This is a genomic window from Isoptericola sp. NPDC056134 (genome assembly GCF_042264825.1).
GTDB classification, from domain to species: Bacteria; Actinomycetota; Actinomycetes; order Actinomycetales; family Cellulomonadaceae; genus Isoptericola; species Isoptericola nanjingensis.
In genome coordinates this window covers 77,081-104,029 of the sequence record NZ_JBHJVM010000004.1, presented here as the reverse complement: position 1 = coordinate 104,029, position 26,949 = coordinate 77,081, and the positions used below count along the sequence as shown (strand labels likewise).

24 protein-coding genes are annotated in these 26,949 nt (G+C 74.4%); 8 read left to right on the top strand and 16 right to left on the bottom strand.

The window, feature by feature from the left end; all coding sequences use genetic code 11:
• Positions 1–68: 68 nt before the first annotated feature.
• The 5 genes from ACFCZN_RS05640 to ACFCZN_RS05620 form a co-directional block, all read right to left on the bottom strand.
• Positions 69–1,121, bottom strand: a complete 1,053-nt coding sequence (locus ACFCZN_RS05640; protein WP_430556115.1) for a siderophore-interacting protein — start codon at positions 1,119–1,121, stop codon at positions 69–71.
• Between the two features lie 96 nt (positions 1,122–1,217).
• Positions 1,218–2,153, bottom strand: a complete 936-nt coding sequence (locus tag ACFCZN_RS05635) for a universal stress protein (RefSeq protein ID WP_430556114.1) — start codon at positions 2,151–2,153, stop codon at positions 1,218–1,220.
• A gap of 46 nt (positions 2,154–2,199) precedes the next feature.
• A complete protein-coding gene (locus ACFCZN_RS05630) occupies positions 2,200–4,296 on the bottom strand; it encodes an iron ABC transporter permease (RefSeq protein ID WP_430556113.1) in 2,097 nt (698 codons plus the stop codon).
• Between the two features lie 20 nt (positions 4,297–4,316).
• Positions 4,317–5,303, bottom strand: a complete 987-nt coding sequence (locus ACFCZN_RS05625; protein ID WP_429763309.1) for an ABC transporter substrate-binding protein — start codon at positions 5,301–5,303, stop codon at positions 4,317–4,319.
• 99 nt (positions 5,304–5,402) lie between these two features.
• Positions 5,403–6,209: an ABC transporter ATP-binding protein gene (locus ACFCZN_RS05620; protein WP_430556206.1), complete on the bottom strand. Its 807-nt coding sequence runs from the start codon at positions 6,207–6,209 to the stop codon at positions 5,403–5,405.
• 227 nt (positions 6,210–6,436) lie between these two features.
• Between ACFCZN_RS05620 and ACFCZN_RS05615 the strand changes: the two genes are divergently transcribed.
• On the top strand, positions 6,437–8,389 hold the full coding sequence (locus ACFCZN_RS05615) for a beta-N-acetylglucosaminidase domain-containing protein (protein WP_430556112.1): 1,953 nt from the start codon (positions 6,437–6,439) through the stop codon (positions 8,387–8,389).
• 73 nt (positions 8,390–8,462) lie between these two features.
• Here ACFCZN_RS05615 and ACFCZN_RS05610 read toward each other — a convergent pair whose 3' ends face one another.
• Positions 8,463–9,314 (bottom strand): TrmH family RNA methyltransferase, encoded by an 852-nt coding sequence (locus ACFCZN_RS05610; protein WP_430556111.1) that lies wholly within the window; start codon positions 9,312–9,314, stop codon positions 8,463–8,465.
• Positions 9,315–9,365: 51 nt separating this feature from the next.
• Positions 9,366–10,385 (bottom strand): AraC family transcriptional regulator, encoded by a 1,020-nt coding sequence (locus tag ACFCZN_RS05605; RefSeq protein WP_430556110.1) that lies wholly within the window; start codon positions 10,383–10,385, stop codon positions 9,366–9,368.
• A 135-nt stretch (positions 10,386–10,520) separates the two neighbouring features.
• Between ACFCZN_RS05605 and ACFCZN_RS05600 the strand changes: the two genes are divergently transcribed.
• Positions 10,521–11,222, top strand: coding sequence for an NAD(P)-dependent oxidoreductase (locus tag ACFCZN_RS05600; RefSeq protein ID WP_430556109.1), 702 nt, complete (start codon positions 10,521–10,523; stop codon positions 11,220–11,222).
• A gap of 34 nt (positions 11,223–11,256) precedes the next feature.
• Positions 11,257–11,790 carry an N-acetyltransferase family protein gene (locus ACFCZN_RS05595; protein ID WP_429763304.1) on the top strand — a complete coding sequence of 178 codons (534 nt, stop codon included), beginning with the start codon at positions 11,257–11,259 and terminating at the stop codon, positions 11,788–11,790.
• Positions 11,791–11,822: 32 nt separating this feature from the next.
• Here the strand turns inward: ACFCZN_RS05595 and ACFCZN_RS05590 are convergent, their stop codons facing one another.
• The 6 genes from ACFCZN_RS05590 to ACFCZN_RS05565 form a co-directional block, all read right to left on the bottom strand.
• Complete coding sequence (locus tag ACFCZN_RS05590) at positions 11,823–13,847, bottom strand: ABC transporter ATP-binding protein (protein ID WP_430556108.1); 2,025 nt, start codon at positions 13,845–13,847, stop codon at positions 11,823–11,825.
• Positions 13,844–15,595: an ABC transporter ATP-binding protein gene (locus tag ACFCZN_RS05585; RefSeq protein ID WP_430556107.1), complete on the bottom strand. Its 1,752-nt coding sequence runs from the start codon at positions 15,593–15,595 to the stop codon at positions 13,844–13,846. Before ACFCZN_RS05585 ends, ACFCZN_RS05590 begins: the two co-directional genes overlap by 4 nt.
• Entirely contained in the window at positions 15,595–16,365 is a 771-nt protein-coding gene (locus tag ACFCZN_RS05580; RefSeq protein ID WP_430556106.1) for a TetR/AcrR family transcriptional regulator, read from the bottom strand. The genes ACFCZN_RS05585 and ACFCZN_RS05580 overlap by 1 nt, the downstream gene beginning before the upstream one ends.
• A gap of 141 nt (positions 16,366–16,506) precedes the next feature.
• Positions 16,507–17,694: an SPFH domain-containing protein gene (locus ACFCZN_RS05575; protein WP_430556105.1), complete on the bottom strand. Its 1,188-nt coding sequence runs from the start codon at positions 17,692–17,694 to the stop codon at positions 16,507–16,509.
• 94 nt (positions 17,695–17,788) lie between these two features.
• Positions 17,789–18,268 (bottom strand): NfeD family protein, encoded by a 480-nt coding sequence (locus ACFCZN_RS05570; RefSeq protein ID WP_429763299.1) that lies wholly within the window; start codon positions 18,266–18,268, stop codon positions 17,789–17,791.
• A 125-nt stretch (positions 18,269–18,393) separates the two neighbouring features.
• Complete coding sequence (locus ACFCZN_RS05565; RefSeq protein WP_429763298.1) at positions 18,394–19,191, bottom strand: ABC transporter ATP-binding protein; 798 nt, start codon at positions 19,189–19,191, stop codon at positions 18,394–18,396.
• Between the two features lie 87 nt (positions 19,192–19,278).
• Here ACFCZN_RS05565 and ACFCZN_RS05560 point away from each other — a divergent pair, with 87 nt between their 5' ends.
• On the top strand, positions 19,279–20,046 hold the full coding sequence (locus ACFCZN_RS05560; protein ID WP_429763297.1) for a hypothetical protein: 768 nt from the start codon (positions 19,279–19,281) through the stop codon (positions 20,044–20,046).
• A 31-nt stretch (positions 20,047–20,077) separates the two neighbouring features.
• Here ACFCZN_RS05560 and glgA read toward each other — a convergent pair whose 3' ends face one another.
• Complete coding sequence (gene glgA, locus ACFCZN_RS05555) at positions 20,078–21,391, bottom strand: glycogen synthase (protein WP_430556104.1); 1,314 nt, start codon at positions 21,389–21,391, stop codon at positions 20,078–20,080.
• A gap of 65 nt (positions 21,392–21,456) precedes the next feature.
• Here glgA and glgC point away from each other — a divergent pair, with 65 nt between their 5' ends.
• From glgC to ACFCZN_RS05535, 4 genes are all read left to right on the top strand, one after another.
• The gene (gene glgC, locus ACFCZN_RS05550) at positions 21,457–22,701 is read left to right on the top strand and encodes a glucose-1-phosphate adenylyltransferase (protein WP_429763295.1); all 1,245 of its coding nucleotides are present in this window, start codon (positions 21,457–21,459) and stop codon (positions 22,699–22,701) included.
• Positions 22,694–23,434 carry a phosphoserine phosphatase SerB gene (gene serB / locus ACFCZN_RS05545; RefSeq protein WP_430556103.1) on the top strand — a complete coding sequence of 247 codons (741 nt, stop codon included), beginning with the start codon at positions 22,694–22,696 and terminating at the stop codon, positions 23,432–23,434. Before glgC ends, serB begins: the two co-directional genes overlap by 8 nt.
• 74 nt (positions 23,435–23,508) lie before the next feature.
• Complete coding sequence (locus ACFCZN_RS05540) at positions 23,509–24,993, top strand: purine-cytosine permease family protein (protein WP_430556102.1); 1,485 nt, start codon at positions 23,509–23,511, stop codon at positions 24,991–24,993.
• On the top strand, positions 24,990–25,556 hold the full coding sequence (locus tag ACFCZN_RS05535; RefSeq protein ID WP_430556101.1) for a cysteine hydrolase family protein: 567 nt from the start codon (positions 24,990–24,992) through the stop codon (positions 25,554–25,556). Before ACFCZN_RS05540 ends, ACFCZN_RS05535 begins: the two co-directional genes overlap by 4 nt.
• Before the next feature lie 4 nt (positions 25,557–25,560).
• On the opposite strand, the gene ACFCZN_RS05530 is transcribed toward ACFCZN_RS05535, so the two are convergent.
• Positions 25,561–26,109, bottom strand: a complete 549-nt coding sequence (locus ACFCZN_RS05530) for a SixA phosphatase family protein (RefSeq protein WP_429763291.1) — start codon at positions 26,107–26,109, stop codon at positions 25,561–25,563.
• Positions 26,110–26,160: 51 nt separating this feature from the next.
• On the bottom strand, positions 26,161–26,925 hold the full coding sequence (gene fabI, locus ACFCZN_RS05525; protein WP_429763290.1) for an enoyl-ACP reductase FabI: 765 nt from the start codon (positions 26,923–26,925) through the stop codon (positions 26,161–26,163).
• Positions 26,926–26,949 lie beyond the last annotated feature (24 nt).

The window sequence follows — 26,949 nt, the reverse complement described above, 5'->3', positions numbered from 1 at the left end:
CCGCACGCACGACGGCGCCCCGCTCCCGAGGTTCGGGAACGGGGCGCCGTCGTCGGCTCAGCGGACCGTCAGCACTCCGCGCGGCCGCGACGCCAGTAGCCCATGAACGCGACGGCCTTGCGGTCGACGCCTTTCTCCGAGACGAGGTAGCGGCGCAGCGTCTTGATCGAGCCGGCCTCGCCGGCGAGCCACGCGTACAGCACCGTGTCCTGCGCGAGCGGCTGGCCGGTCGCGTCGACGGGCACCTCCCAGAGGATGTCCGCGTCGATGTCGACGTCGGGCAGGTCGCCGTCCAGGTCGACGCCCGCGGCGGTCAGCGCCGGGCCGTCGCCCTCCGCGGCCAGCAGCTCGGGAACGGCAGGGGCGTCGGCCGACGGGCGCACGCCCATGGCGAGCAGCCGGTCCGCGGCCTCCTTCACGGCGGGCACGAGCACGTCGCCGTGCTCGCGGTCCTCGCGCGGCAGCCACGAGATCCGCACGCCGGCGGGCGCGGCGAGGGTCCAGCGGTCCTCGCGGTGCGGGACCTCGAGGAAGACCTCGCCGACGGCGTCGTCGGGCAGGGACTCGCAGATCGCGGCGATCGCCGGGACAGCGGTCTCGTCGCCGGCGAGCAGCAGGGCGTGGCTGCGGGCGGGCGGGTTGAACTCGAGCCCGCCGTGCGGCCCGTCCGTGTACGCGGCGTTGGGCCCCATGATGACGAGCGGGGCGCCCGGCTTCGCGCCGTTGGCCCAGCGGGAAGCGGGCCCCGTGTCACCGTGCAGCACGATGTCGACGTCCACCTCGCGCAGGTCCTGCCGGACGGCGCGCACGGTGTAGGTGCGCAGCGGGTTGCGGCGCTCCTCGGGCAGCGCGCGCCACGAGGTGAACCAGTCGGGGTTCTGCCGATCGAGGTACTCCCAGCCGCCGCACGGCGCGGGGAGCAGGAACTTGATCCGCTGGTCCTTGCCGTTGTCGGCGAACCCGTCGAGGTCCTCGCCGGTGAACGTGATGCGGATGAACGACGGGCAGAGCCGGGTGACCCGGGAGACGGTGACGTCGAACATGCGGTACGGCTGCTCGGGGACGACGTCCTGCGCGGCGGTCTGGTCGGCGCGCTCGGTCGCCTCGACGGTCTCGGTCACGGTGGTAAGCCTAACCTCACCTCGCCGGGGGTCCGCAACCCCGGGTGACCGTCGTCACACACGCGCTGAGCACCGGTGGGCACCGGCGCGCACCGCCTACGTGGTCGCCTCCACCGCGCCCGGCGCGCGGACCACCACGACCGGGCAGGCCGCCGTCCGCACCAGGGTGTGCGTCGCGGAGCCCAGGAGCAGGGACGCGAAGCCGCCGCGGCCGCGCGTGCCCAGCACGAGTCGCTCGGCGCGCTCCGCCTCGCGGTGCAGCACCCGGACCACCTGGCCCTCGCGCGTCTCGCCGAGCACCTCCAGCGCCCCCTCGGGCGCGCCGCGCTCCCGCAGCCGCTCCTCGACCCGGGCCAGGGCGTGCTGCAGCACCGGCCCCGCGTCGGCCTCGGTGATGTCGTGCGCCTCGTGCTCGGTGGGTCCGCGCGACGTCACCCACTCGGTCACACCGGGCCGCCACACCACGACGACGCGGAGCACGCGTCCCAGCTCCCACGCGGCGTCGACGGCGGCGTCGAGGGCCACGGCGGACTGCTCCGAACCGTCGAAGCCGACGACGACAGGGGCGTCCGGCGGCAGGTCCGCCCGCGGGCCCTCGGCCGGCACGACGACGACCGGGCTGTGGGCGTGCGCGGTCACCTGCAGCACCACGGTGCCCCGGATCGCCTCGTACAGGCCGCCGTGCCGGGTGGCGCCCAGCACGAGGGCGCCGGCGTCGGCCGACATGCCCACGAGCGCCGCGGACGGGGAGGCGTACTCGACGAAGGTCTCGACGGTCACGCCGGGGGCGACGTCGCGGGCGCGGGCCGCGGCCTCCTCGACGACGGGCCACGCGCCGCCTTCGCCGCGCTCCCCCAGGTCCTCCCCGTGCGGCCGCGCGGCCACCCCCGTGTCGTGGGCGTCGCGCACGTAGACGACGCGCAGCACGGCGCCGCGCGTGCGCGCCTCCCGCGCCGCCCAGGCGAGGGCGACGTCGGCGGGCTCCGACGCGTCGTAGCCGACCACCACCGGGGCGGCCCTGTGCTCGTCCACCCCGTCATCGTCCCTCGCCGCGGCCCCGCTCGAAAGGCGGCGAGGGTCAGGCGGTCGCGCGTCCCCGCGACCGCCAGAGCAGGTAGACGAAGTACGGCGCCCCCAGCAGCGCCGTCCCGAGGCCCGCGGGGATCTGCCCGGGGGCGATGACGACGCGGCCGAGCGTGTCCGCCGCGGACACCAGCACGGCGCCGACGAGGATCGCCACGGGCAGCACCCGCGCGTGCCGGGCCCCGACCAGCGCGCGGGCGGCGTGCGGGGCGACGAGCCCGACGAATCCGATGACGCCCACGGCGCACACGGCGGCGGCCGTGGTCAGCGCGGCGGCCCCGAGCAGCACCAGCCGCGAGCGGTCGACCGGGAGCCCGAGGACGCGGGGGGTGTCCTCGTCGAGCGACAGCACGTCGAGCTCGCGGCGGTAGGTCGCCGCGAGCGGCACCATGACGAGCAGGGCGAGGGCGACGGGCAGGAGCTGCTCCAGGCTGCGCCCGTACGTCGAGCCCGACAGCCACGTGAGCGCGAGGTTGACGTCCCACGGCGCGATGACGAGGACGACGAGCGTGATGAGCGCCGTCGTGCCCGCCTGGGCGCCGATGCCGACGAGGACCAGGCGTTCGGAGCCGAGCCCGCCGCGCGACGACAGCACGTACACGAGGGCGAACACGCCGAGCGCGCACGCGCCCGCAGCCGCCGACATCGGCCAGATGCCGACCCCGGGCACGAGCAGGATCATCAGCACCGCGCCGAGGCCCGCGCCCGACGTGACGCCGAGCAGGCTCGGCTCGGCGAGCGGGTTGCGGCACACGGCCTGCACGATCGTCCCGGCGAGCGCCAGCGCCGCCCCCGCGAGCACGGCGGCGAGCACGCGCGGCACGCGCTGGTCGAGCACGAAGCTCACCTGGCGCCCCGCAGCGCCCTGCACCCAGTTCGAGACGTCGCCGAGCAGCACGATCCGGTCCCCGAGCAGCAGGCCCGCGACCACGGCCGCGACCAGGGCGACGGAGAGGACGACCAGGACGGTGACGACCCACGCTCGTGAGCGGGGCCGCCCCAGCGCCCCTCGGGCGCCCCGTGCCCCCGCCCCGGCGTCGCGCAGCCGCCGGGCCATCCACACGAGGATGCCTGCGCCGAGCACGCTGGTCACGACGCCGGTCGGCACCACGACCGAGGCCTGACCGGGCAGGATCGCGCGCAGCAGCACGTCCGCGCCGAGCACCACGACGACGCCGACGAGGGCCGCGAACGGCAGGAGCAGCACGTGCCGGCCGAGGCCGGGCACCCTGCGACCCACGAGCCGGGCGATGACGGGCGCGGCGAGTCCGACGAAGCCGATCGGGCCGGCCACCGTCACGGCGATCGCGGCGAGCAGGACGGCCGCCAGGACGGCGAGCACCCGCGTGCGGCGCACGTCGATACCGAGGACGCGCGCGGCGTCGTCCCCGAGACCGAGGAGGTCGAGCCGGCGGGCCAGCAGGAGCGCGCCGAGCACCCCGGCGGCCACCACCGGCGCCGCGAGGCTCACCGTCCGCGTGCCCGACTGCACGATGCTGCCGCTCCCCCACGCGAACAGGCCGGTCGTCTCCTGCTCGAAGAGCACGAGCAGCACCATCGTCAGCGAGTGCAGCGCGAGCATGATGGCCGAGCCGGCGAGGACCAGCCGGGTGGGGCCGTCGGCGCCGCCGCGCGCGAGCGCGAGCACGAGCGCCGCGGCCGCCAGGCCGCCCACGAACGCGATGCCGCCCTGCAGGTAGAACGGCACCGACAGGCCGAGCGCGGCCGCCGCGACCACCGTGACGTAAGCGCCGGCGTTGACCGCCAGGGTGTCCGGCGAGGCCAGCGGGTTGCGCGCCACCGACTGCAGCACCGCCCCCGCGACGCCGAGGGCCACGCCCACGAGCAGGCCCGCCAGCAGGCGCGGCAGCCGGGAGGAGACGAGCACGGCGACCGTGCCGTCGTGGTCGGCGCCGACGAGCGCGCGCAGCACGTCGAGCGCACCGACGTCCGCCGTGCCCTGGGTGAGGTGCACCGCGGCCAGGACGAGAACGGCCAGCAGCGCGACGGCGAACGCCGCCACGACACGGACGGGCGCCGCCCGCCGCCCCGGCACGGTGGCGGGGGCGGCGGACAGCGGGGAGACGGTCACGGACACGTGCTGCGGGCGGGTCAGGCGAGCGCGTCGACGAGCGCGTCGATGTACGCCGCGCCCGACAGCGGGCCGCCGAACATCCAGATGCCGTCGGGGATGCGGTGCACGTCGCCCCCCGTGACGAACGGCAGCTGCTCCCACACCTTGTTGCCCTTCAGCCCGTCGGCGAACGGGTCCGCCTCGGAGTCGTTGGCGGCGTAGACGAACTTCACGTCGCCGAGCTTCGTCAGGCCCTCGACGTCGGTCTGCGCGAGCCCGTAGTCGGGGTCGCCGCCCTCGGTCCACGCGTCCTTGAGGCCGACGGCCTCGCCCAGCGCGCCGAAGAAGGACCCGGGCGTGTACATGCGCACGGAGACGGTGCCGTTGGCGATCCACCCGTCGGCCATCGTGAACTCGGCGCCGCCGAGCCCGGCCTCCTCGAGGGCGGCCTTGCCCTCGGCGACCTTGGCGTCGAAGTCGTCGAGCGCGGCCGCGGCGGCGTCCTGCTTCCCCGTGACCTCACCGAGGGTGGTCACGGTCTCCCTCATGTACCCGAGCGGGTCGGTGCCGTCGGAGCCGCGCAGCGTCAGGACCGGCGCGACCTCCTCGATCTGGGCGATGACGTTCTCGGGGAGGTCGGTGGTGGTGACCACCAGGTCCGGCTCGAGCGCCGAGATCGCGTCGAGGCTGGGCTCGCCGCGCGTGCCGACGTCGGGCGTGCCCTCGTCGATCGGCGCGACCGTGTCCCACGTGTTGTAGCCGGCCACGTCGGCCTGGCCCGCGGGCTCGACACCGAGCGCGACGAGGTTCTCCGTGAGGCCCCACTCGAGCGAGACGACGTCGGCCGCAGGGGCGTCGAGGGTGTGCTCGCCGCGCTCGTCGGTGTACGTGACGGGACCGGTCGCGGCCGACGGCTCGGCGGCGGCCTCGGCCGCCGGGTCCTCGGTGGTGCCGCACGCGGTGAGGGCGAGCGCGGCCACGGCGGCGGCGGTTCCGGCCAGCAGCGAACGGGTGGGGATGCGCATGGGTGTCTCGGTGTCCTTCGGGTCGGTGCGCCACGGGTGCGGGCGCGACGGTGCCGGGCGGGGCGCCGGCGGGGTGTGGGTCTGGTGGCGAGGGGGAGGTCAGGCGCCGCGCGCGGCGTGCCTGCCGACCGCCTCGCAGCGGGTGCGGCCGGTGTCCGGGTGGGTCGTGACGTCGACGCGGATGCCGTAGACCTCGGTGAGGAGCTCGCTGGTGAGCACCTCTCCCGCCGGGCCGGAGGCCCGCACCTGGCCGCGGTGCAGCACCACGACGTGGTCCGCGACGGCGGCAGCCTGGTTGAGGTCGTGCAGGACGACGCCCACGGCGACGCCGTGCTCGGTGGCGAGGTCGCGTACCAGGTCGAGCAGCTCCACCTGGTAGCGCAGGTCGAGGTAGGTGGTGGGCTCGTCGAGCAGCAGCACGCCGGTGTCCTGCGCGAGGCAGGTCGCGAGCCACACCCGCTGCAGCTCGCCGCCGGAGAGCTCGTCCACGCCGCGCTCGGCCATCTCGGCGACGCCGGTGACGTCCATGGCGTGCGCGATCGCCCGGGGGCCGTCCGCGTCCGCGGACCGGAAGCGTCCGCGGTACGGGTGCCGGCCGTAGGCGACGACGTCGCGGACGGTCACGCCGCTCGGCGTCGGGTGGCTCTGCGACAGCAGCGTGACCCGCCGCGCGAAGTCCTTGGGGTGCAGGGCGAGCGCGTCGGTGTCGCCGTCACGGTCGCCGTCGGCGAGCGTGACGCTGCCCGCGTCGGGGCGGTGCAGCCGCGCGAGCGAGCGCAGCAGGGTCGACTTGCCCGAGCCGTTGGGGCCGAGCAGCGCCGTCACGGCGCCGGGCCGCAGCTCGATCTCCGCGTCGTCGACGACGGTGCGGCGGTCGTAGGACAGCCGCAGCCCGCGCCCGGCCATCGCGGCGGCGGGACGGGACTCGACCACGGGGGGCGCCGTGGGCGCCAGGGTCTGACTCACGTAGGTGAGGCTAACCTTCACCCCAGGGTTTCGTCATCCCCCTGTTGCGTAATTCCGTGTGGCGCGGGTCACCGACGAGCCCCCTGGCGACGACCTTGCGCTCCTGTTGACAGGAGCATCGACCTTCGCCAGGGTGGTCAAACTGGTCTAGACCAATGGAGGTTCTCATGACCACCGTCAGACGACGACTCGCCGCCGGCACGCTCACGGCCACGATGCTCCTCGCCGCCGGCGTGACGACGACCGCGTCCGCGTCGCCCCCCACCCGGGACGACCTTCCCACCGTCAGCCCCGCACCGCAGGAGATATGGCGTTCCGACGACGACCTCCGCCTCCCCCGGTCGGTGGACGTCGTGGTCGACGCCGACACCGACGACGAGGCGCGCGACGCGCTCACCCGCACGCTGCAGGAGCACGGGGTGCGCACCGTCGTCCGCGGCCCCGACAGCCGGCGTCCGGGCGGCGCGGGGGTCCGCGTCCTCCTCGGCGACGCGTCGCGCACCGACGTCCGGGCCGCCCTGGGCCGCGTCACGGTGCCCGACCACGACGAGGCGTACGCGGTGCAGGTCGACGCGCACAGGGGCCGCGGCACCGTCGTGCTCGCCGGGGCCGACGCGACCGGGCAGTTCTATGCCGTCAAGACCCTCGGGCAGCTCCTGGTCGACGGTCGGCGAGGTACGGCGCTCGCCGGCGCCACGGTCCGCGACTTCCCCGCCATGCCGTTGCGCGGCACCATCGAGGGCTTCTACGGCGAGCCGTGGACGCACGCCGAGCGACTGGACCAGCTGGCCTTCTACGGCGACGTCAAGGCCAACACCTACGTCTACGCCCCGAAGGACGACCCGTACCACCGCGAGAAGTGGCGCGAGGACTACCCGGCCGACAAGCTCGCCGAGCTCGCCGAGCTGGCCGAGGCCGCGACGACGAACCACGTGCGCTTCACGTTCGCGCTCTCCCCGGGCAACAGCGTCTGCTACTCGAGCGACGAGGACATGGCGGCCCTCGAGCGGAAGTTCCAGGCGTTGTACGACGTCGGCGTCCGGGCCTTCAGCGTCCCGCTCGACGACATCGACTACTCGCGCTGGGCCTGCGACTCCGACCAGGAGGCCTACGGCGACCCGTCGCCGGGGAACGCCGGGAAGGCGCAGGCGGACTTCCTCACCCGCGTGCAGCAGGGCTGGATCGAGACCCACGACGGCGCCCGGCCGCTCCAGATGGTACCGACGGAGTACTACAACACCACCGAGTCGCCGTACAAGGCCGCGCTGCGGTCGATGGACGAGGACGTCGTCGTCATGTGGACGGGCAACGACGTCGTGCCCCAGTCGATCTCGGTGGACCAGGCGATCGAGGCCGACACCGTCTTCGGCGGCCCGACCTTCCTGTGGGACAACTACCCGGTCAACGACTACGGCCAGACCAGCGGGCGGCTCCTGCTGGCGCCGTACGACAAGCGCGAGCCGGGGCTGTCGGACCACCTGGCCGGCATCGTCTCGAACCCGATGAACCAGGCCGCGGCGAGCAAGGTCGCCGTCTTCGGTATCGCGGACTTCGCGTGGAACGACCGCGGGTACGACCGCGACCGGAGCTGGCTCGAGGCGATGCGCTACCTGGCCCACGACGACCACGACGCGGTGGAGGCGCTCCTGGCGTTCGGGGACCTCAACCACCTGGCGCCGAGCTTCGGCGACCCGTGGCAGCCGCAGGCCCCCGCCCTCGCGGCGGAGATCGACGACTTCTGGGAGCGCTGGGAGGCCGGCGACCAGGCGCCGGCGATCGCCCGCCTCCGGGACGACGCCCGGACGGTCGCGGGCATCCCCGAGACGCTCCGGCGGTCCGGCGTGGACCCCGCGTTCGTGTCGGACGCCGCGCCCTGGCTGGAGGCGAACGACCTGTGGGGCGACGCGTTCCTGGCCACCCTCGACGCCGCCAGGGCCGACCTGCGCGGCGACGCCGCGCGGCGCGACGCGCTCCTCGCCCGGGCCGACGCCTCGGCCGTGGCGGCCGAGCAGGTGATCGTGGACCCGCCGGACAACCGCTGGGGCGCCGCCCCGGTGAAGCTGGGCGACGGCGTGCTCGACGTCTTCCTCGAGGACCTGACGGCCGAGCTGAAGGGTTGACCGGGTTCACCGAGGGGCGACGAACGGCGAGGGGGTCGGTGCGGTTGCACCGGCCCCCTCGTCCGTGCCGGGATCAGGCCCGGGTCGCCCAGAACGCCACGGCGGACGCGGCGGCGACGTTGAGCGAGTCCACTCCCCCGGCCATGGGGATGCGCACGACGACGCCGGCCGCGGCCACGGCACCGCGCGACAGGCCGTCGCCCTCGGTGCCCAGCACCATCGCGAGGCGCTCGGGCGGGTCCGTCACGAGGTCGTCGAGGGACACCGAGTCGTCGGACAGGGCGAGCGCCGCCACGGTGAAGCCGTCGTCCTGCAGCGCGTGCAGGCCGCCAGGCCAGGAGTCCAGCCGTGTCCACGGCACCTGGAACACGGTGCCCATGGACACGCGCACCGAGCGGCGGTAGAGCGGGTCGGCGCAGCGCGGCGAGACGAGGACGGCGTCCACGCCCAGGGCCGCCGCGCTGCGGAAGATCGCGCCCACGTTCGTGTGGTCCACGATGTCCTCCAGCACGGCGACGCGGCGCGCGCCCGCGCCCCCGCGGGCCGCGGCGAGCAGGTCGTGCACGGAGGGCAGCACCGGTCGGTGCATCGCCGCGAGCGCCCCGCGGTGCAGGTGGAACCCGGTGATCCGCTGCACCACGTCGTCCGACCCGACGTACACGGGGGCGTCGGGGTGGGCGGCGAGCACGTCGGCCATGGAGTCGAGCCACTTCTCGGCCATGAGGAACGACCGGGGGCGGTGGCCCGCCTCGAGCGCACGCCGGATCACGGACGACGACTCGGCCATGTACAGCCCCTCGGCGGGCTCCCTCGCGGCGCGGAGCTTCACGTCCTTGAGGTCGGTGTAGTCGTGCAGGCGCGGGTCCGCGGGGTCGGTGACGCGGGTGGTGCGGGCGTCGTCGACGCCGGGCTCGGGGATGCTCACCGAGGCATTCTCCCCCGCACCGGCACCCCCACCGGACCGGTGCAGCCGCCCTCAGCGTGCGAGCACCTCGGCGAGGCTGCGCGCAGGGCCGGTCGAGCGCCACGCGCCCGGCGTGGCGCCGTGCCGCCGCACGAAGGCGCGGTGGAACCCCGGCACCGAGTCGTAGCCGACCTGCCGGGCCACGCGCTCGACGCTCGCGTCCGGCGCGCGGAGCAGCCGCGCGGCGGCGTCCATCCGGCACCCGGCCACGTAGCCCATGGGCGGCTCGCCCACGGTGCGGGCGAACCGTTCGGCGAACGCGGACCTGGACAGCCGCGCGACGGCGGCGAGCGACTCCAGCGTCCACGGGCGCTGGGGCTCCGCGTGCACGGCACGCAGCACGGGCCCGAGCGCCGGGTCGCGCAGCGCGGCGACCCACCCCGACGCCGGCTCCTCCGCCTCGAGCCAGCGCCGCACCACGTGCACCAGGAGCACGTCGGCCAGCCGGGCCGTGACCACGTCCGTGCCCGGCCGCGGGTGGTGCACCTCGTGGTCGATCGCGGCGACGACGGCGCGCAGCCAGCCGCCGTCCGGCCCGTCGTCCGCGCCCGACCCGCTCGCGGCGTCCGGCGCCCGCAGCACCGGCGGCAGGCTCGCCAGCAGGCGGCCGACACCCGGGTCGGTGAACCCCACCGCCCCGCAGACCAGGGTCGCCGGGCGTCCGCCCCCGTCGATCCGCAGCTGCTCGTACCGGTCGGCGACCACCGTGCGGTCGACGTCCCACAGCCCGGTGGCGGGGTCGTCGGCGGTGCCCGTGATCGCGTGGCCGGCGCCGTGCGGCACCAGCACGAGGTCGCCGGGGCCGAGGTCGTGCCGCCCGCCCTCGACGTCGACGACCGCCCGGCCGTCGAGCAGCAGGTGGAACATGAGGACGCCCGGCAGCGCCGGCATCGCGATGCCCCACGGCTCGGAGAACCGGCCGGTGGAGCAGAAGACGGCGTCCATCTCGAGGGTCCCGAGCACGTCGGCCCAGGGATCGGCCTGAGGCTTCCCGGCGCCCGGGACGGGCAGCAGGGCGGCAGCGTCGCTCATCCCGCCATCCTGCGACCCTCCGGACGAACGGTCAAGACTCCCGGATGTCACCTCATGGTTCGTCCGGCGCCGTGTTGGAAACCTGGAACCAGACGCCGAAGCCGCACGGGGCCCGGCACGACGAGGAGGACTCTCATGGACGTACTGGTGGTCGGAGCGACGCGGGGCAGCGGCCTCGCCATCACCCGCGAGCTCGTGGCCGCGGGGCACCGCGTGACCGCGTTCGGCCGGACGGCGAGCACCGCGTTCGCCGCACCGGTCGCAGGTCCGGACGCGCAGCCGGGGTCCCTGCGGCCCGTCGACGGCGACGCCCTCGACCCCGAGGCGGTCGCCAAGGCGGTCGCCGGGCAGGACGCCGTCGTCGTCACGCTCGGCATCTCGGACAACCCGCTCGCCGTGCAGTGGCTGCGCCGGTCGAGCACCCCTGCGGACGTGCGCTCGCGCGGCACGGCGACCGTGGTCGCGGCCATGCGCGAGACCGGCGTACGCCGCCTGGTCGTGCAGAGCACGTACGGCCTCGGCGGCTCGTGGGCGCACCTCGACCTCACCTGGAAGCTGGTGTTCCGGTTCGTCATCGGCCGCCAGTTCACCGACTCGGGTCGGCAGGAGGAGGTGGTGCGCGCCAGCGGCCTCGACTGGACCCTCGTCCGCCCGGTCTCGCTCACCGACGTCCCGGACGACGCGGCCGACGGCGCCGGCGTCGGGGGCCCCGCCCACGTCACGACCGACGACACGCGGCGCGGGCTCAAGGTGTCCCGCGCGCAGCTCGCGCGGGTGCACGCCGAGGCGCTGGCCGACGTCGCCACCGTCGGCGCCACCCTCAGCGTCTCGGGCTGATCCCGGCGTCGGGGCCCCGTGCGAGGATCGCCTCGTGCCACGCCGAGTGACCACCGCCCCCGCCATCACCGTCCGCCCCCGCGTCGAGGCCGACGTCCCGACGTTGATCGACGTCGTCCGCGAGCAGCAGCCGACCAGCGGTTACCCGCGGGCCTGGCCGCCCGTCGTCGGGGTCCGCGAGTTCCTCGTGCGACCGGACGAGGAGGCCGCGTGGGTCGCCGTCCACGAGGGCCGGGTCGTCGGGCACGTCAGCGTGACGTCGGTGCACGACGACGAGCACGGCGCGATCTGGTCGGCCGGCGCGGGGCGCCCGGTCGACCAGCTCGGGTGCGTCTCGGTGCTCTTCGTCGCGAGCGACGTCCAGGGCATGGGCGCGGGAGGTCGCCTGCTCGACGCCGCGGAGCAGCACCTGCGCGCCCAGGGCCGCACGCCCGTCCTCGACGTCGACGACCGCGACGGCGTCGCGCACGCCGTCTACGTGCACCGGGGCTGGCAGGTCGTGGGCGAGGCCCGCTTCTTCTGGCAGGCCCCCGACTCTCCGCCCGCCCGGCTGCTCGTCCTGCCCTGACCCCTGACGACATCGAGCGTGCCGGGGCGAGGTCAGACCCCGGCGGGACCGGCGACCACGTCCTCCTCGTCCACCACGGGGGCGCTGAACTGCGACTCGTAGAGCCGCGCGTAGGCCCCGCCCGCGGCGAGCAGCGTGTCGTGGTCGCCCTGCTCCACGATCTGCCCGTGCTCCATGACGACGATGGTGTCGGCGTCGCGGATGGTCGACAGGCGGTGCGCGATGACGAACGACGTGCGGTTGGCCCGCAGCGCGTTCATCGCCTGCTGGACGAGCACCTCGGTGCGGGTGTCGACGGAGCTCGTCGCCTCGTCGAGCACGAGGATCTCCGGGTCGGCGAGGAACGCCCGGGCGATGGTCAGCAGCTGCTTCTCGCCCGCCGAGAGCGAGGTCGCCTCGTCGTCGAGCAGCGTCGCGTACCCGTCGGGCAGCGTGCGCACGAACGGGTCCACGTGCGTGGCCCCGGTCGCGGCGAGGAACTCCGCCTCGCCGACCGAGGCGCCGTCGCGCACCCCGTACCGCAGGTTCTCCTCGATGGTGCCCTTGAACAGCCACGTGTCCTGCAGCACCATGCCGATCCGCGAGCGCAGGTCGTCGCGCGTCAGGTCCCGGCTGTCCACGCCGTCGAGCGTGATCCGGCCGGAGTCGACCTCGTAGAACCGCATGAGCAGGTTGACCAGCGTCGTCTTGCCGGCGCCCGTGGGGCCGACGATCGCGATCGTCTGCCCGGGCTCCGCCACGAGGTCGAGATGCTCGATGAGCGGCGTCTCGGGGTCGTAGGAGAACGAGACGTCCTCGAACGCGACCCGGCCCTGCACGTGGTCCAGCCGGCGCGGGTCGGCCGGGTCCGGCTCCTGCTCGGGGGCGTCGAGCAGCTCGAAGACCCGCTCGGCCGACGCGACGCCCGACTGGAGCAGGTTCATCATCGACGCGATCTGCGTGAGCGGCTGCGTGAACTGCCGCGAGTACTGGATGAACGCCTGCACGTCGCCCAGGGACAGCTGCCCCGAGGCCACGCGCAGCCCGCCGATCACGGCCACGATCACGTAGTTGAGGTTGGCGAGGAAGCCCATCGACGGCTGCATCGTGCCGGAGATGAACTGCGACTTCCGGGACGCGTCGTAGAGCGCCTCGTTCTCCGCGCCGAAGGTCCGGGCCGCGGCCTCCTGGCGACCGTAGACCTTGACCAGCGAGTGGCCGGTGAACATCTCCTCGACGTGCGCGTTGAGCCGCCCGGTCGCCGCCCACTGCGCCACGAACTGCGGCTGCGACCGCTTGGCGATCTGCATGGTGAGGATCACCGACAGCGGCACGGTCACCAGCGCGACCAGCGCCAGCACCCACGAGATCCAGAACATCATCCCGAGCACGCCGATCACCGTGAGCACGGAGGTGACGAGCTGCGCGAGCGTCTGGGTCGTCGTCTGCGCGACGTTGTCGATGTCGTTGGTGACGCGCGAGAGGATCTCGCCCTTGGCCTGCTTGTCCACGTAGCTCAGCGGGATGCGGTGCAGCTTGGCCTCGACGTCGTCGCGCAGCCGGCGCATCGTGTTCTGCACGGCGATGGTCATGATCCGCGCCTGCAGCCACCCGAAGAGGAACGCCCCCAGGTAGATGGCGATCACCCACATCAGGATCTCGCCGAGGCGGGTGAAGTCGACGCCCTGGCCCGCCACCACGTTCGGCAGGGAGGAGATCAGGCCGGCCTGTGCGCTGTCCCCGGAGGCGCGCAGCATGGCGGCGGCCTCGTCGCCGGTGGTCCCGGCGGGCACGCCGGCGGCCGCCAGTCCCTTGCCGACGAAGCCCGCGAAGATGACGTTGGTCGCGTCGCCCAGGATCTTCGGCCCCGCCACGGTGAGCGCCACCGAGACGACGCCGCACAGGGTGAGCAGGACGACGCGCGCCCGCTCGGGGCGCATCACCCCCGCGAACCGCACGAGCGACCCGCGGAAGTCCATCGCCTTGGCGCCCGGGGCGCCGCCCATCATGCCCATCGGGCCGCCGCCACGGGGGCCGCCACCCGGCCGGGCCGCCGGTGCCTTGCGTTCGGTGCTCATGCCGCCTCCTCGAGGGACATCTGGGAGGTGACGATCTCCTGGTAGGTCTCGTTGTCGGCCAGCAGCTCGGCGTGCGTACCGCGCCCGACGATGCGCCCGTGGTCGAGCACGAGGATCTGGTCGGCGTCGCGGATGGTCGCCACGCGCTGCGCGACGACGAGCACTGTCGCGTCCTGGGTGCGCGGCCGCAGGGCGGCGCGCAGCCGCGCGTCCGTGCTGTAGTCGAGGGCCGAGAACGAGTCGTCGAACAGGTACACGCGCGGACGCCGGACGACGGCGCGCGCGATCGCGAGCCGCTGGCGCTGCCCACCGGAGAACGTCGTCCCGCCCTGCGCGACCGGCGCCTCGAGCCCCTCGGGGAGCGCCTCGACGAAGTCGCGCGCCTGCGCGATCTCCAGCGCGGCCCACATCTCGTCCTCGGTGGCGTCGGCCTTGCCGTAGCGCAGGTTGTCCGCGACGGTGCCGCTGAACAGGAAGGCCTTCTGGGGCACCAGGCCGAGCTGCGACCCGAGGTCGGCCGTCGCCAGGTCGCGCACGTCCACGCCGTCCAGGAGGACTCGGCCGCCCGTGACGTCGAAGAGCCGCGGCACGAGGTTGACCAGCGTCGTCTTGCCCGCACCGGTGGAGCCGATGATCGCGGTCACCCGGCCGGGCGACGCGGTGAACGTCAGGTCGTGCAGCACGGGCTCGTCGGCGCCCGGGTACCGGAACTCGACGCCCTCGAACGTCACCTCGCCGCGCGGCCCCTCTCCGTCGGCCAGGGAGGTGAGGGAGGCCGGCGCGGCTGGCTCGGTGACCGAGGTCTCGGTGTCGAGGACCTCGGTGATGCGGCCCGCGGCGACCGACGCGCGCGGCACCATCATCACCATCATCGTCGACATCATGACGGCCATGAGGATGTACATGATGTAGCTGAGGAACGCCATGAGCGCCCCCACCTCCATCTGGCCGTTGTCGATGCGCTGCGCGCCGAACCACAGCACGGCGACGCTCGACGCGTTCATGATGAGCATGACCATCGGGAACGCCAGCGCCATGAGCTTGCCGGCGTTCAGCGACGTGTCGTACAGGGCCTCGTTCGTGGCACCGAACCGCTCCAGCTCGCGGTCCTCGCGGACGAAGGCGCGCACCACGCGCAGGCCGGTGATCTGCTCGCGCAGCACGCCGTTGATGGCGTCGATCCGCTTCTGCATGGCCCGGAAGTACGGCACCATCCGCCACATCAGCAGGCCCATCGCGATGCCCAGCACGGGCACCACCACGAGCAGCAGAGCGGACAGCTCGACGTCCTCCTGCAGCGCCATGATGACGCCGCCGACCAGCATGATCGGCGCCATCACCATGATGGTGAAGGTCATCAGCACGACCATCATCACCTGCTGCACGTCGTTGGTCGTGCGGGTGATGAGCGACGGGGCGCCGAACTGACCGAGCTCGCGGGCGGAGAAGCCCTGCACCGAGTCGAACAGGTCGCGGCGCACGTCACGGCCCAGCGCCGTCGCGGCCCGGGCGCCCAGGAACACCGCGCCGATCGCGCAGGCGACCTGGACGAGGCTCACGACGAGCATCCACCCGCCCACCCGCATGATGTAGGCCGTGTCCCCGGTCGTCACGCCGTTGTCGACGATGTCCGCGTTGAGGGACGGCAGGTAGAGGGAGGCGAGCGTCGCGAGCAGCTGGAGCACCAGCAGCACGCCGACGGCGCCGGCGTACGGGCGCAGATAGGTCCGCGCCAGGGAGACGAGCATCAGGGCTCCTGGGGGTGGGAGGTACGGGGCGTCGCCGTCCCGGGGGGAATCTCGGACGCGGTGGTCTTCCGGTCCGCAGTGTTCTGCGCCGCGGTGGCCTCGGGCACGTGTTTTTCTCCTCGATCCTCCGCGATGCCGTGGACGAGCGCATCGGCGACGACCCGGGGCGAGGGTGCCGGCAGCAGGTGGTCGACGCGGGCGTGCGTGCCGGCGATGCTCGCCTCGACCAGGGCCACGGCGACCTCGATCGGCACCCGGAGCCGGTGCTCGTCGGGCTGCAGCACCCCGATCAGGCCGGCGACCGTGGCCTCGCGCTGCTGCTCCCGCTGCTCCATCAGCTGCGCGCGGAAGTCCTGCACGTGCCCGGGCTCGACCTGGTCGCGCGCCCCGGTGCGGTGGTGCAGCGCGCGCAGCACACCCATCCAGCGCATGACGTCGCTCATCCGGCGGCGGCCGAGCTCGATGACCCGCTCGAGCCGCTCCTCGAGCGGCGCCTCGCGGTCGATCGCCGCCAGCTCCGCGCGCGTCTCGACCGGCCCGGACGCGCGGTGCAGGCCCTCGACCGCCACCGCGCCGATGAGCGTGTACTTGTCCCCGAAGGCGCGGAACAGCGTGCCCTCGGCGACACCGGCGGCGTCCGCGAGCTCGCGGGACGTGACGTCGAGGCCGAATTCGCCGACGAGCGGGAGCACGGCGTCGACGATCGCCGAGCGGCGGTCGTCCGGCGCCATGGGGGCGGCACGACCGGTCGGCGTGGGCGGGGGGCTCATGGGCGACACACTAAATGAGTGAGCACTCACTCCGCAACGCGGTCGTCGCTCCCCCGACGGCACCGTCCGGAGACGCACGAGGGCCGTCACCCCTCGGGGTGACGGCCCTCGCGACCGCGCCGGCGACGTGCCGGGCTGCTGCTACTGCTGCGGCTCCTCCGGCTCGCCGCCGAGCGACCGCGGTTGCGCGCCGGGCGACGGCGGCGCCGTCGGGCCGTCCGACGGCCGCTGGCCGCGCTCGGCGGACGGGTCGAACGGCGCACCCGACCGGGTGCCCGCGCTCGTGGCGTCCGCCGTGGCGGCCTCGGCCTGGCGCCGAGCCTCCGCGAGCGCCTCGCCCGGGTCCTCCAGGGCCTGCGCGGGGAGCGACGACGCCCGCGGCCGCGGCTCGGCGGCGCCCTCGTCGTCAGCGGGCGGGGTGGGGATGCCGGGGGTGCCGGGCACGCCGCCGAAGCCCTGGGCGATGGACCCCAGCGCGGCCGTGAACTCGGTCGGCACCACCCACAGCTTCGAGGCCGTGCCGTTCGCGATCTGGGGCAGCATCTGCAGGTACTGGTACGCCAGCAGCTTCGGGTCGGCGTCGCCCTCGTGGATCGCGCCGAACACCTGGAGGATGGCGCGCGCCTCGCCCTCGGCCTGGAGGATCGCCGCCTGGGCGTTGCCCTCGGCCCGCAGGATCTGGGACTGCTTCTCGCCCTCGGCGGTGAGGATCTGCGACTGCTTGACACCCTCGGCGGTGAGGATCGTGGCGCGGCGGTCGCGCTCGGCGCGCATCTGCTGCTCCATCGCGCCCTGCACGCTGGCGGGCGGGTCGATCGACTTGAGCTCGACGCGGTTGACGCGCACGCCCCACCGCCCGGTGGCCTCGTCGAGGACGCCGCGCAGCTGGCCGTTGATCTGGTCGCGGCTGGTCAGCGTCTGCTCCAGGTCCATGGACCCGACGACGTTGCGCAGCGTGGTGACCGTGAGCTGCTCGATACCGGTGATGTAGTTCGCGATCTCGTAGACGGCCGACTTCGGGTCGGTGACCTGGAAGTAGATGACCGTGTCGATGCTCACCACCAGGTTGTCGCTGGTGATCACCGGCTGGGGCGGGAACGAGACGACCTGCTCGCGCAGGTCCACCCGTGCCCGCACCTTGTCGATGAACGGGACGAGCCAGTGCAGCCCGGGCTCGAACGTCTTGTTGTAGCGGCCGAGACGCTCGATGACCTGCGCGCTGGCCTGCGGCACGACCTGGACCATCTTGAACAGCGCCACGACCACGAAGATCACGAGCGCGAGAATCACGATCCACAGCACGATGGTGCCGGCGGAGGGGTCGGACACGAGGGTCCCTTTCTGTCGACGTCGATCAGGGCGCCGGCGGACCGGCGGGTGGTGCAGGCTCAGGAGGTGCGCGGGCGGGGCGGTCGAGCGTCGGTCACGCGGTGCGCTCGGGCTGGGTGTGCGAGGACCCGGCGGGCTCGACGACGGCGGTGGCCCCGTCGATCCGCACGACGCGCAGCTCGGCACCCACGGGCACGCGGCCCGTGGAGTCGGGGACACCGTCGTCGACCAGGCGCGCGCTCCAGACCTCGCCCATCAGCTTGACCCGCCCACCGGCCTCGGTGACCTCGGTGATCGCCACGGCGGGGCGCCCGACGTGAGCGGCGGCGTTGGTCTCGACGAGCGGCACCCGCTGCTTGAGATGCTGAAGCAACCACGGGCGCAGGACGAAGAGCAGCAGCAGGGCGACGGCGCACGCGACGACGAACTGCAGCCACACCGGCCCGCCTGCCGCGGCCGTCACCGCACCACCGAGCGCGCCGCCCGCGAGCATGATGAACACGAGGTCGAGCGAGAGCATCTCGATCGCGGCGAGCAGCAGCGCGCCTCCGACCCACCACAGCCAGGAGTCCACGGCCCTCTCCCCTCGTCGTCCCTCGCGGGAGCGTGCGGTGCCGGGAGACCCCTCAGGGGGGCGACGCTCCCGCCACCAGGTTTTGCACAGACTTTACCAAGCCTGAGCCGACGCGGGAAGCCGTCTCAGCGACCGGCGGGTCGCGCCGCGCGGGCCAGCCAACGGCCGCCGCCGTGGGCGACCATGAGGGGCGTGCCGAACGCCTGCGAGAGGTTGTCCGCGGTGAGCACCTCGCGGATCGGGCCCGCGGCCTGGATGCCGCCACGCTTCATGAGCATGAGGTGCGTGAACCCCGGCGGGATCTCCTCGACGTGGTGCGTCACGAGCACCAGGACCGGCGACGCCGGGTCGGCCGCGAGCTCGGCGAGCGCCCCGACGAGCTCCTCGCGGCCCGCGAGGTCCAGGCCCGCCGCGGGCTCGTCGAGCAGCAGGATCTCCGGGTCGGTCATGAGGGCACGGGCGATCTGCACGCGCTTGCGCTCGCCCTCCGAGAGGGTCCCGTAGAAGCGGTCCGCCAGGTCGGCGACGTCGAACGCCGCGAGCAGGTCCTTGGCCCGCTGCTCGTCGAACTCCTCGTACGTCTCCTGCCAGCGGCCGGTCACGCCGTACGCCGCCGTGAGCACGACGTCGCGCACGGTCTCGCTGCCCGGGATCCGGTCGGCGAGGGCGGCGGAGGCGAAGCCGATCCGGGGGCGCAGCTCGAAGACGTCGACGCGGCCCAGCCGCTCGCCCAGGAGCTCGGCCGTGCCGGCCGTGGGGTGCGAGCGCGCGGCGAGGATCTGCAGCATGGTCGTCTTGCCGGCGCCGTTGGGGCCGAGGACGACCCAGCGCTCGCCCTCGTTCACCTGCCAGTCCACGGCGTCGAGGATGGTGGTGGTACCGCGTCGAACGGTGACGCCCTGCAGGTCGAGAACCGCGCTCATGAGGCCCGACCCTACCCGAGCCGCGCGCCGCGACCGGCCCGCGTCCCGGCCTGCGACGACGGCGGCGGGACGTCTACTGTGAGGGCCGTGGAGACCGACCCGACCGCGCTGCCCCGCAGCGTCGTGCTGGCGCTCTGGCTCGCCACCACCGGCGCCGCGCCCGGCGTCGTCGTGCGCAGCGTGCAGGGCGACGACGAGCCGCACGGCGTCGTGGGGATGCCGGGGCGGGAGGACGACGCCGACCTGCGCGCCCTGGTAACCGCCTGGCTCGCCGGGCCCCGCGAGGTCTGCGCCCTGCTGCCCGCGCCCGGCGACCTGGGCGGCGCACCCGCGGCCGTCAGCGCCGAGGCCACCGACGCCGGCGAGTGCATGATGATCACCACCCCGGCCGGGTCGTGGGCCGCGGTCCCGGCCGTCACGGCGTTCGGCAGCGCGCTGGAGCCCGGCCACCTCGTGGCCTGGCAGGTGCGGCCCGTGCCCGCCTGGTCGACCCACGTCGCCGGGACCCTCGGTTCCCTCGCCGACGCCGAGCAGGAGCTGCGCACCAGCCTCGTCACCGCGACCGACGCCCTCGACGCCCTCGACGTCGCCCGGTGGCGCGACGACGCCGCGGACGCCATCGAGCGGCTGCGCGGCGGCAGCACGGACGGCTGGCCCGTGCCCGCGCTGGACGGCCGGCGCGCCCGGGTGCTGCAGCTCGCCACCCGGCTGCTCGCGATCGTCGACCTCGCGACCGTCGACGACGGCGGCGCCGTGAACCTCTGGCAGTCGGACCAGCGGTCCACCGCCCTGCGCGAGGTGGAGCGCACCGCACGGCACGCGCTCAGCGCCGCGACGTACGCCGCGGTCCGCTGACGGCCCGGGCGGCCCGTCCCCTGGCGTCCGGTCAGTCCGCGAGGACCGACCGGTAGACGTCGAGGGTGCGCTCGGCCACCGCCTCCCAGGAGAACAGCTCCTCGGCCCGGCGCCGGCCAGCCTCCCCCATCGCCGTCGCACGCGCGGGGTCGGCGAGCACCCGCTCGAGCGCGGCCGCCAGGTCCGCCACGAACCGCTCCGGGTCCAGCGGCGTGCCCGTGCCGTCGTCGGCCTGCTCGATCGGCACGAGCGCACCCGTGACGCCGTCGTCGACCACCTCGGGGATGCCGCCGGTCGCGGTACCGACCACGGGCAGGCCGACGGCCATCGCCTCGAGGTTGACGATCCCGAGCGGCTCGTACACCGACGGGCAGACGAAGACGGTGCTCGCCGCGAGCACGGCGACCAGGTCGGGACGGGGCAGCATCTGCTCGATCCAGACCACCCCGGCCTCGGCACCGGAGCCGCCGGGGCCGGCGACGTCGGCGCCGCCCGTGCCCCCGCGGGCGCGGCGCAGGTCGGCGACGAGCCCGCGCACCTCCGCCATGAGCTCCTCGGTGTCGGGGGCGCCCGCGCACAGCACCACCTGCACCTCGCGCGGCAGCCGCGCCGCGGCGCGCAGCAGGTACGGCAGGCCCTTCTGCCGCGTGATACGGCCGACGAACACGACGGCCGGGCGCTCGGGGTCGATGCCGAGCTCGCGGACGACCCGCTCGGCCGCCGGGTCGCCGTCCGCCGGGCGCCGCCAGCCCGCGAGGTCGATGCCGTTGTGCACGACGTGCACGCGCTCGGGATCGAGCTCCGGGTAGACCCGGAGGATGTCGGCGCGCATCCCGGCGGACACCGCGATCACGCCCGCGGCACCCAGGTAGGCGGTGCGCTCCGCCCACGACGACAGGGCGTACCCGCCGCCGAGCTGCTCCGCCTTCCAGGGCCGCAGCGGCTCGAGCGAGTGCGCCGTCACGACGTGCGGCACCCCGTGCAGCAGGCCGCCGACGTGCCCGGCGAGGTTGGCGTACCAGGTGTGCGAGTGCAGGACGTCGGCTCCCCCGACGTCCTGCGCCATCGCCAGGTCCACGCCGAACGTGCCGAGGGCGGGGTTGGCGGCGGCGAGCTCGGCCGGCACGCCGTACCCGGTGACGCCCGCCTCGGCGTCGTCACCGGCGCGCGGCCCGTCGAAGCAGCGCACCCGCACGTCGGCGTGCCGGCGCAGCACCGCCGACAGCTCCGCCACGTGCACGCCCGCGCCGCCGTAGACGTGCGGCGGGTACTCGCGGGTCAGCAGGTCGACCCGGAACGGGTCGCTGGAGAGGGTGCTTGCTGGGCTGCTGGCTGGCGTGCTCACGCGGCCAACCTAGCGGGGTCGGCGGGTCGCGGGCGCGGCGGCCTGCGACCCCCTAGGGTCGTGGCATGGCGTCGACCCAGCCCCGCGTGCTCGCGATCGTCCTCGCCGGCGGCGAGGGCAAACGCCTCATGCCGCTCACCGCGCACCGCGCCAAGCCGGCGGTCCCCTTCGGGGGCATCTACCGGCTCGTCGACTTCGCGCTGTCCAACATCATCAACTCGCACTACCTGCACGTCATCGTGCTGACCCAGTACAAGTCGCACTCTCTGGACCGGCACATCTCGAAGACGTGGCGCATGTCGTCGCTGCTCGGCAACTACGTGTCGTCGGTGCCCGCGCAGCAGCGGGTCGGCAAGCACTGGTACCTCGGGTCGGCGGACGCCATCTACCAGTGCCTCAACATCATCGACGACGAGCGGCCCGACATCGTCGTCGTGGTCGGCGCGGACCACGTGTACCGCATGGACTTCTCCCAGATGGTGGAGGCGCACGTCTCCTCGGGTGCCCGCGCCACCGTGGCAGCCATCCGCCAGCCGATCGCGATGGCCGACCAGTTCGGCGTCATCGAGGTGGACCGCGAGGACCCGACGCGGATCAGCGAGTTCCTGGAGAAGCCCGAGAGCCCGGTGGGGCTGCCCGACTCCCCCACCGAGGTGCTCGCCTCGATGGGCAACTACGTGTTCGACGCCGACGCGCTCGTCGAGGCCGTCACGAAGGACTCGGCCGACCCGGACTCCCGGCACGACATGGGCGGCGACATCATCCCGGCGTTCGTCGCGGACGGCACCGCCGGCGTGTACGACTTCATCCGCAACGACATCCCCGGCTCCACCGACCGCGACCGCGACTACTGGCGCGACGTCGGCACCATCGACGCCTACTTCGAGGCCAACACCGACCTCATCGCCGTGCACCCGGTGTTCAACCTCTACAACCAGGACTGGCCGATGTTCACGGGGTACACGGGCCTACCTCCGGCCAAGTTCGTGCACGCCGGGCCGGGTCGCCTGGGCCACGCCGCCGACTCGATCGTCTCGCCTGGTGTCCTCATCTCCGGCGCGACCGTCGCAGGGTCCATCCTGTCCCCGGGCGCGCACCTGCACTCGTGGGCCACCGTCACGGACGCCGTCGTGATGGACAACGTCCAGGTGGAGCGGCACGCCCAGGTCCACCGCGCCATCCTCGACAAGAACGTGGTGGTGAGCGAACGGGCCCGCGTCGGCGTCGACCACGACGAGGACCGGGCCCGCGGCTTCACCGTCTCGGAGTCGGGGATCACCGTCGTCCCGAAGGGCACCGTCGTTGCTTGATCCCGCTCCCCGTACCGCCCCCGCCCCCGGCAGCACCGCGGACGGCGGCGCCGAGGCGCCGCGCCGCCGGCTCGTCGTCACCGACGTCGACTCCACGTTCATCACCGCCGAGGTGATCGAGCTGCTCGCCGACCACGCCGGCACCCGCGCCCAGGTCGCCGAGGTGACGGAGCGCGCGATGCGCGGCGAGCTCGACTTCGCCGGCTCCCTGCGCGAGCGCGTCGCCACGCTGCGCGGCGTGCCCGTCGAGGCCCTCACCGCGGTGCGCGAGGCCGTCGTGCTGACCCCCGGCGCCGCCGACCTCGTGAGCGAGGTGCACCGCCGCGGCTGGGAGTTCGGGCTCGTGTCCGGCGGCTTCGCCGAGATCCTCGGCCCGATCGCCGACGCGCTCGGCATCGGCCGCTGGCGCGCCAACCGCCTCGAGGTGGCCGACGGCGTGCTCACCGGCCGCACCGTCGGTCCGGTCGTCGACCGTGCCGACAAGGCCGCCACGCTGCGCCGCTGGGCCGCCGAGTGCGGGCTCGAGATGGTCGACACGGTCGCCGTCGGGGACGGCGCCAACGACCTCGACATGATCGACGCCGCGGGCATCGGCATCGCCTTCGCGGCCAAGCCGCTCGTGCGAGCGCAGGCGCCGTTCAGCGTGGACGGCCCCCGGCTCGACGACGTGCTCGGCGTCATCGACGCCGTCGACGCCGCGGCGGGCCGCGGGCCCGGGAGCGCCCGCCCCTGAGCCGGCGGCCCGAGCGCACCGGCCCGAGCGCGCACCCGTAGCGCGAAACCCCTGGCAGGGGCCAGGATCGGACCATGGCGACGACGGTCGAGACCAACGCGCTCAACACCATCGACGAGTCCGAGCGGCACGGGAGGCCGCGGGACCTGTTCTGGCCGTGGTTCGCGGCCAACGTGTCCGTGCTGGGCCTGGGCTACGGCGCGTACCTGCTGGCGTTCGGCGTGTCCTTCTGGCAGGCCGTGGCCGTGGGTGCGGTCGGCATCGTGGCATCGTTCCTGGCGTGCGGGTTCATCTCCCTCGCCGGCCGGCGCGGGTCGGCGCCCACGATGGTGCTGAGCCGGGCGGCGTTCGGCGTGGACGGCAACCGGCTGCCGTCGCTGCTGTCCTGGATCCTCACCGTGGGCTGGGAGACGGTGCTGGTCGCCCTCGCGACGCTCGCCACCGCGACCGTGCTCGGCACGCTCGGGTGGGGCGGCGGCACCGTGACGCAGGTCGTGACGCTCGCCGTCGTGGCCCTGGTCGTGGTGGCCGCGGGGATCTTCGGGTTCCAGCTCGTGATGAAGCTGCAGCAGGTCATCACCGTGCTGACCGCCGTGCTCACGGTGGTCTACGTCGTGCTCGTCGCGGGCCACGTCGACTGGGCGACCGTCGCGGCCATCCCGGCCGGGCAGGCGCCGCAGGTCATCGGCGGGCTCGTCTTCATGATGACCGGCTTCGGCCTCGGCTGGGTGAACATGGCGGCCGACTACTCGCGCTACCTGCCGCGCACGGCGTCCGGGGCGGGCGTCGTCGGGTGGACGACGTTCGGCGCCTCCCTCCCGCCGGTGCTGCTGCTCGTCGCCGGGATGCTGCTCGCCGGCTCGGACCCCGCCCTCGCCGACGCGATCGGCGCCGACCCGATCGGCGCGCTGGCCGTGCTGCTGCCGGAGTGGTTCCTCATCCCCTTCATGGTCGTGGCGCTGGCCGGGCTGATCGGCGGCGCGGCGCTCGACATCTACTCCTCGGGCCTCGCCCTGCTGTCGCTGGGGCTGCCCGCCCCGCGCTGGGTGGCGGCCGCGATCGACGGCGTCCTCATGGTGCTCGGTGCCACCTACGTCGTCTTCGTCGCCGACGACTTCTTCGGCCCGTTCCAGGGCTTCCTCATCACGCTCGGCGTACCGATCGCCGCCTGGTGCGGCGTGCTGCTCGCCGACATCGCGCTGCGCCGCAAGGACTACGCGGACGACGAGCTCGCGGACCGGCGCGGGCGGTACGGCAGCGTGCGGTGGTCGGCGGTGCTGCTCGTCGTGGCGGGCACCGCCATCGGCTGGGGTCTCGTCACCAACACGTACGCCGGGTGGCTGTCGTGGCAGGGCTACCTGCTGGGGCCGCTCGGCCTCGGCGGCCGCGACGGCCAGTGGGCGGGCGCGAACCTCGGCGTGCTCGTGGCCCTCGCGCTCGGGCTGCTGGGCACGTTCGTCCTCTCGGCGCGCGCGGTGCGACGCCAGGAGTCGGTGCAGGACTCGGTGCAGGACTCGGTGCAGGACTCGGTGCAGGACTCGGCGCAGGAGTCGGCGTGAGCGCCGCGCTCGTCGTGGTCGACATGCAGGTGGTCTTCGGCCGGCCGGGCAGCCCGTGGGCCGCGCCGGGCTTCGACGCCGCGTCCGCGCACCTGCGACGGCTGCTGCCGGCCTTCGCCGGCCGGACGGCGTGGACCCGCTACGTGGCGCCCCTCGCGCCGCAGGGCGCGTGGCGGGAGTACTTCGCGCAGTGGCCGTTCGCCCTCGTGCCGCCCGACGACCCGCTGTACGGCTTCGCGGACGGCCTGGACCCCGCGGGGGCGCCGGTCGTCACCGCCACGACGTTCGGCAAGTGGGGGCCGGAGCTCGACGCGGCGACCGGGCACGCGGACGAGCTGGTGGTGGCCGGCGTCTCGACCGACTGCTGCGTGCTGTCCACGGTGCTGCCCGCCGCGGACGCCGGGCGGCGGGTGCGGGTGGTGGCCGACGCGTGCGCCGGGGCGAGCGACGCCGACCACGCGCGGGCGCTCGACGCGATGCGGCTCTACGCGCCGCTGGTCGAGGTCACGACCGTCGACGAGGTGCTCGGCGAGCTGCCCGACGACGGTCGCGGCACGTCCTGACGGTTCAGGAGGGGCGGCCGACGTGCACGAGGCGGGCGCCGTCGCGGCCCCACTCGGCCCAGGGCTCCGCGGACTCCAGCACCGCGTAGGTGGCGGTCGGGACGCCCACGCGCACCTGCGCGACGGCCGCGGCGTCCGAGCCGTCGCCCGCGAGGTACGCCGCCGTCGCCGCCATGGTCGGCTCGTGCCCGACGACGAGCACGGTGCGCGCGGACGCCTCGACCTCCCGCAGGAGGCCGAGCACGTCGCGCACGCTCGCCTCGTAGAGCTCGTCGCGCACGTCGAGCGCGGCGTCGGCGGAGCCGTCCAGGTGCGAGGAGGCCAGGTCCCAGGTCTGCCGGGTGCGCAGCGCGGAGGACACCAGCGCGACCTGCGGGCGCAGGCCCGCCGCGGTGAGCGCCATGCCGACGCGGCTCGCCTGCTTGCGACCGTTCAGCGCCAGCGGGCGCCGGTCGTCGGGGATCACGCCCTTGCCGGGCTCGGCCTTGGCGTGCCGCAACAGCACGAGGCGCCAGGTCGGCGCGTCGCCCTCGGCCTGCGTTACCGCTCTCATGCGCTCCGTCTCACAGGTCGTCCCAGGGGCCCGTGCCGGGCCCCCGACCCGTCACTGACCCATCGCGTGCACACCGCCGTCGACGTGGACGATCTCCCCGGTCGTGGCGGGGAACCAGTCCGAGAGAAGGGCCACGACGGCGCGCGCAGCTGGCTCCGCCGTCGTCTGGTCCCAACCCAGCGGGGCCCGCTGCGGCCAGGCGTCCTCCATGGTCGCGAAACCCGGGATGGACTTCGCGGCCGTGGTGCGGATGGGCCCGGCGGAGACGAGGTTACACCGGATGCCGTGGGGCCCGAGGTCGCGGGCCAGGTACCGGTTGGCGGACTCCAGGCCCGCCTTCGCGACGCCCATCCAGTCGTAGACCGGCCAGGCGAAGGAGGCGTCGAACGTGAGCCCCACGTAGGCGCCACCGGACATCAGCGGGCGGGCCGCCTCGATGAGCGACTTGTACGAGTACGTCGAGACCTGCAGGGCCGTCGCGACGTCGCCCCACTCGGCCGCGAGGAAGTTGCCGCCCATCACGGTCTGCGGGGCGAAGCCGATGGAGTGCACGACGCCGTCGAGGCCGTCCACGTGCTCCTTGACGCGCTCGGGGAGCGCCGCGAGGTCCTCCTCGCTGGTGACGTCCAGCTCCACCACGGGCGCCGTGACCGGCAGCCGCTTCGCGAACGCCTGCGTGAGCTTCATCTGGCGGCCGAAGGAGGTGAGCACCACCTCGGCGCCCTCCTCCTGGGCGAGGCGGGCCGCGTGGAACGCGATGGAGCTGTCCGTGAGGACGCCGGTGACGAGGAGCTTCTTGCCGTCGAGCAGAGCCATGATGACCTTCCGGTTGTGCGGGGG

Bases quoted from the DNA above. Each gene is read 5' to 3' on its own strand.
- ACFCZN_RS05625 (WP_429763309.1), bottom strand. From the start codon at position 5,303: ATGCGCATCCCCACCCGTTCGCTGCTGGCCGGAACCGCCGCCGCCGTG.
- ACFCZN_RS05620 (WP_430556206.1), bottom strand. From the start codon at position 6,209: ATGGCCGGGCGCGGGCTGCGGCTGTCCTACGACCGCCGCACCGTCGTC.
- ACFCZN_RS05615 (WP_430556112.1), top strand. From the start codon at position 6,437: ATGACCACCGTCAGACGACGACTCGCCGCCGGCACGCTCACGGCCACG.
- ACFCZN_RS05605 (WP_430556110.1), bottom strand. From the start codon at position 10,385: ATGAGCGACGCTGCCGCCCTGCTGCCCGTCCCGGGCGCCGGGAAGCCT.
- ACFCZN_RS05600 (WP_430556109.1), top strand. From the start codon at position 10,521: ATGGACGTACTGGTGGTCGGAGCGACGCGGGGCAGCGGCCTCGCCATC.
- ACFCZN_RS05590 (WP_430556108.1), bottom strand. From the start codon at position 13,847: ATGAGCACCGAACGCAAGGCACCGGCGGCCCGGCCGGGTGGCGGCCCC.
- ACFCZN_RS05585 (WP_430556107.1), bottom strand. From the start codon at position 15,595: ATGCTCGTCTCCCTGGCGCGGACCTATCTGCGCCCGTACGCCGGCGCC.
- ACFCZN_RS05580 (WP_430556106.1), bottom strand. From the start codon at position 16,365: ATGAGCCCCCCGCCCACGCCGACCGGTCGTGCCGCCCCCATGGCGCCG.
- ACFCZN_RS05565 (WP_429763298.1), bottom strand. From the start codon at position 19,191: ATGAGCGCGGTTCTCGACCTGCAGGGCGTCACCGTTCGACGCGGTACC.
- glgC (WP_429763295.1), top strand. From the start codon at position 21,457: ATGGCGTCGACCCAGCCCCGCGTGCTCGCGATCGTCCTCGCCGGCGGC.
- ACFCZN_RS05540 (WP_430556102.1), top strand. From the start codon at position 23,509: ATGGCGACGACGGTCGAGACCAACGCGCTCAACACCATCGACGAGTCC.
- ACFCZN_RS05530 (WP_429763291.1), bottom strand. From the start codon at position 26,109: ATGAGAGCGGTAACGCAGGCCGAGGGCGACGCGCCGACCTGGCGCCTC.
- fabI (WP_429763290.1), bottom strand. From the start codon at position 26,925: ATGGCTCTGCTCGACGGCAAGAAGCTCCTCGTCACCGGCGTCCTCACG.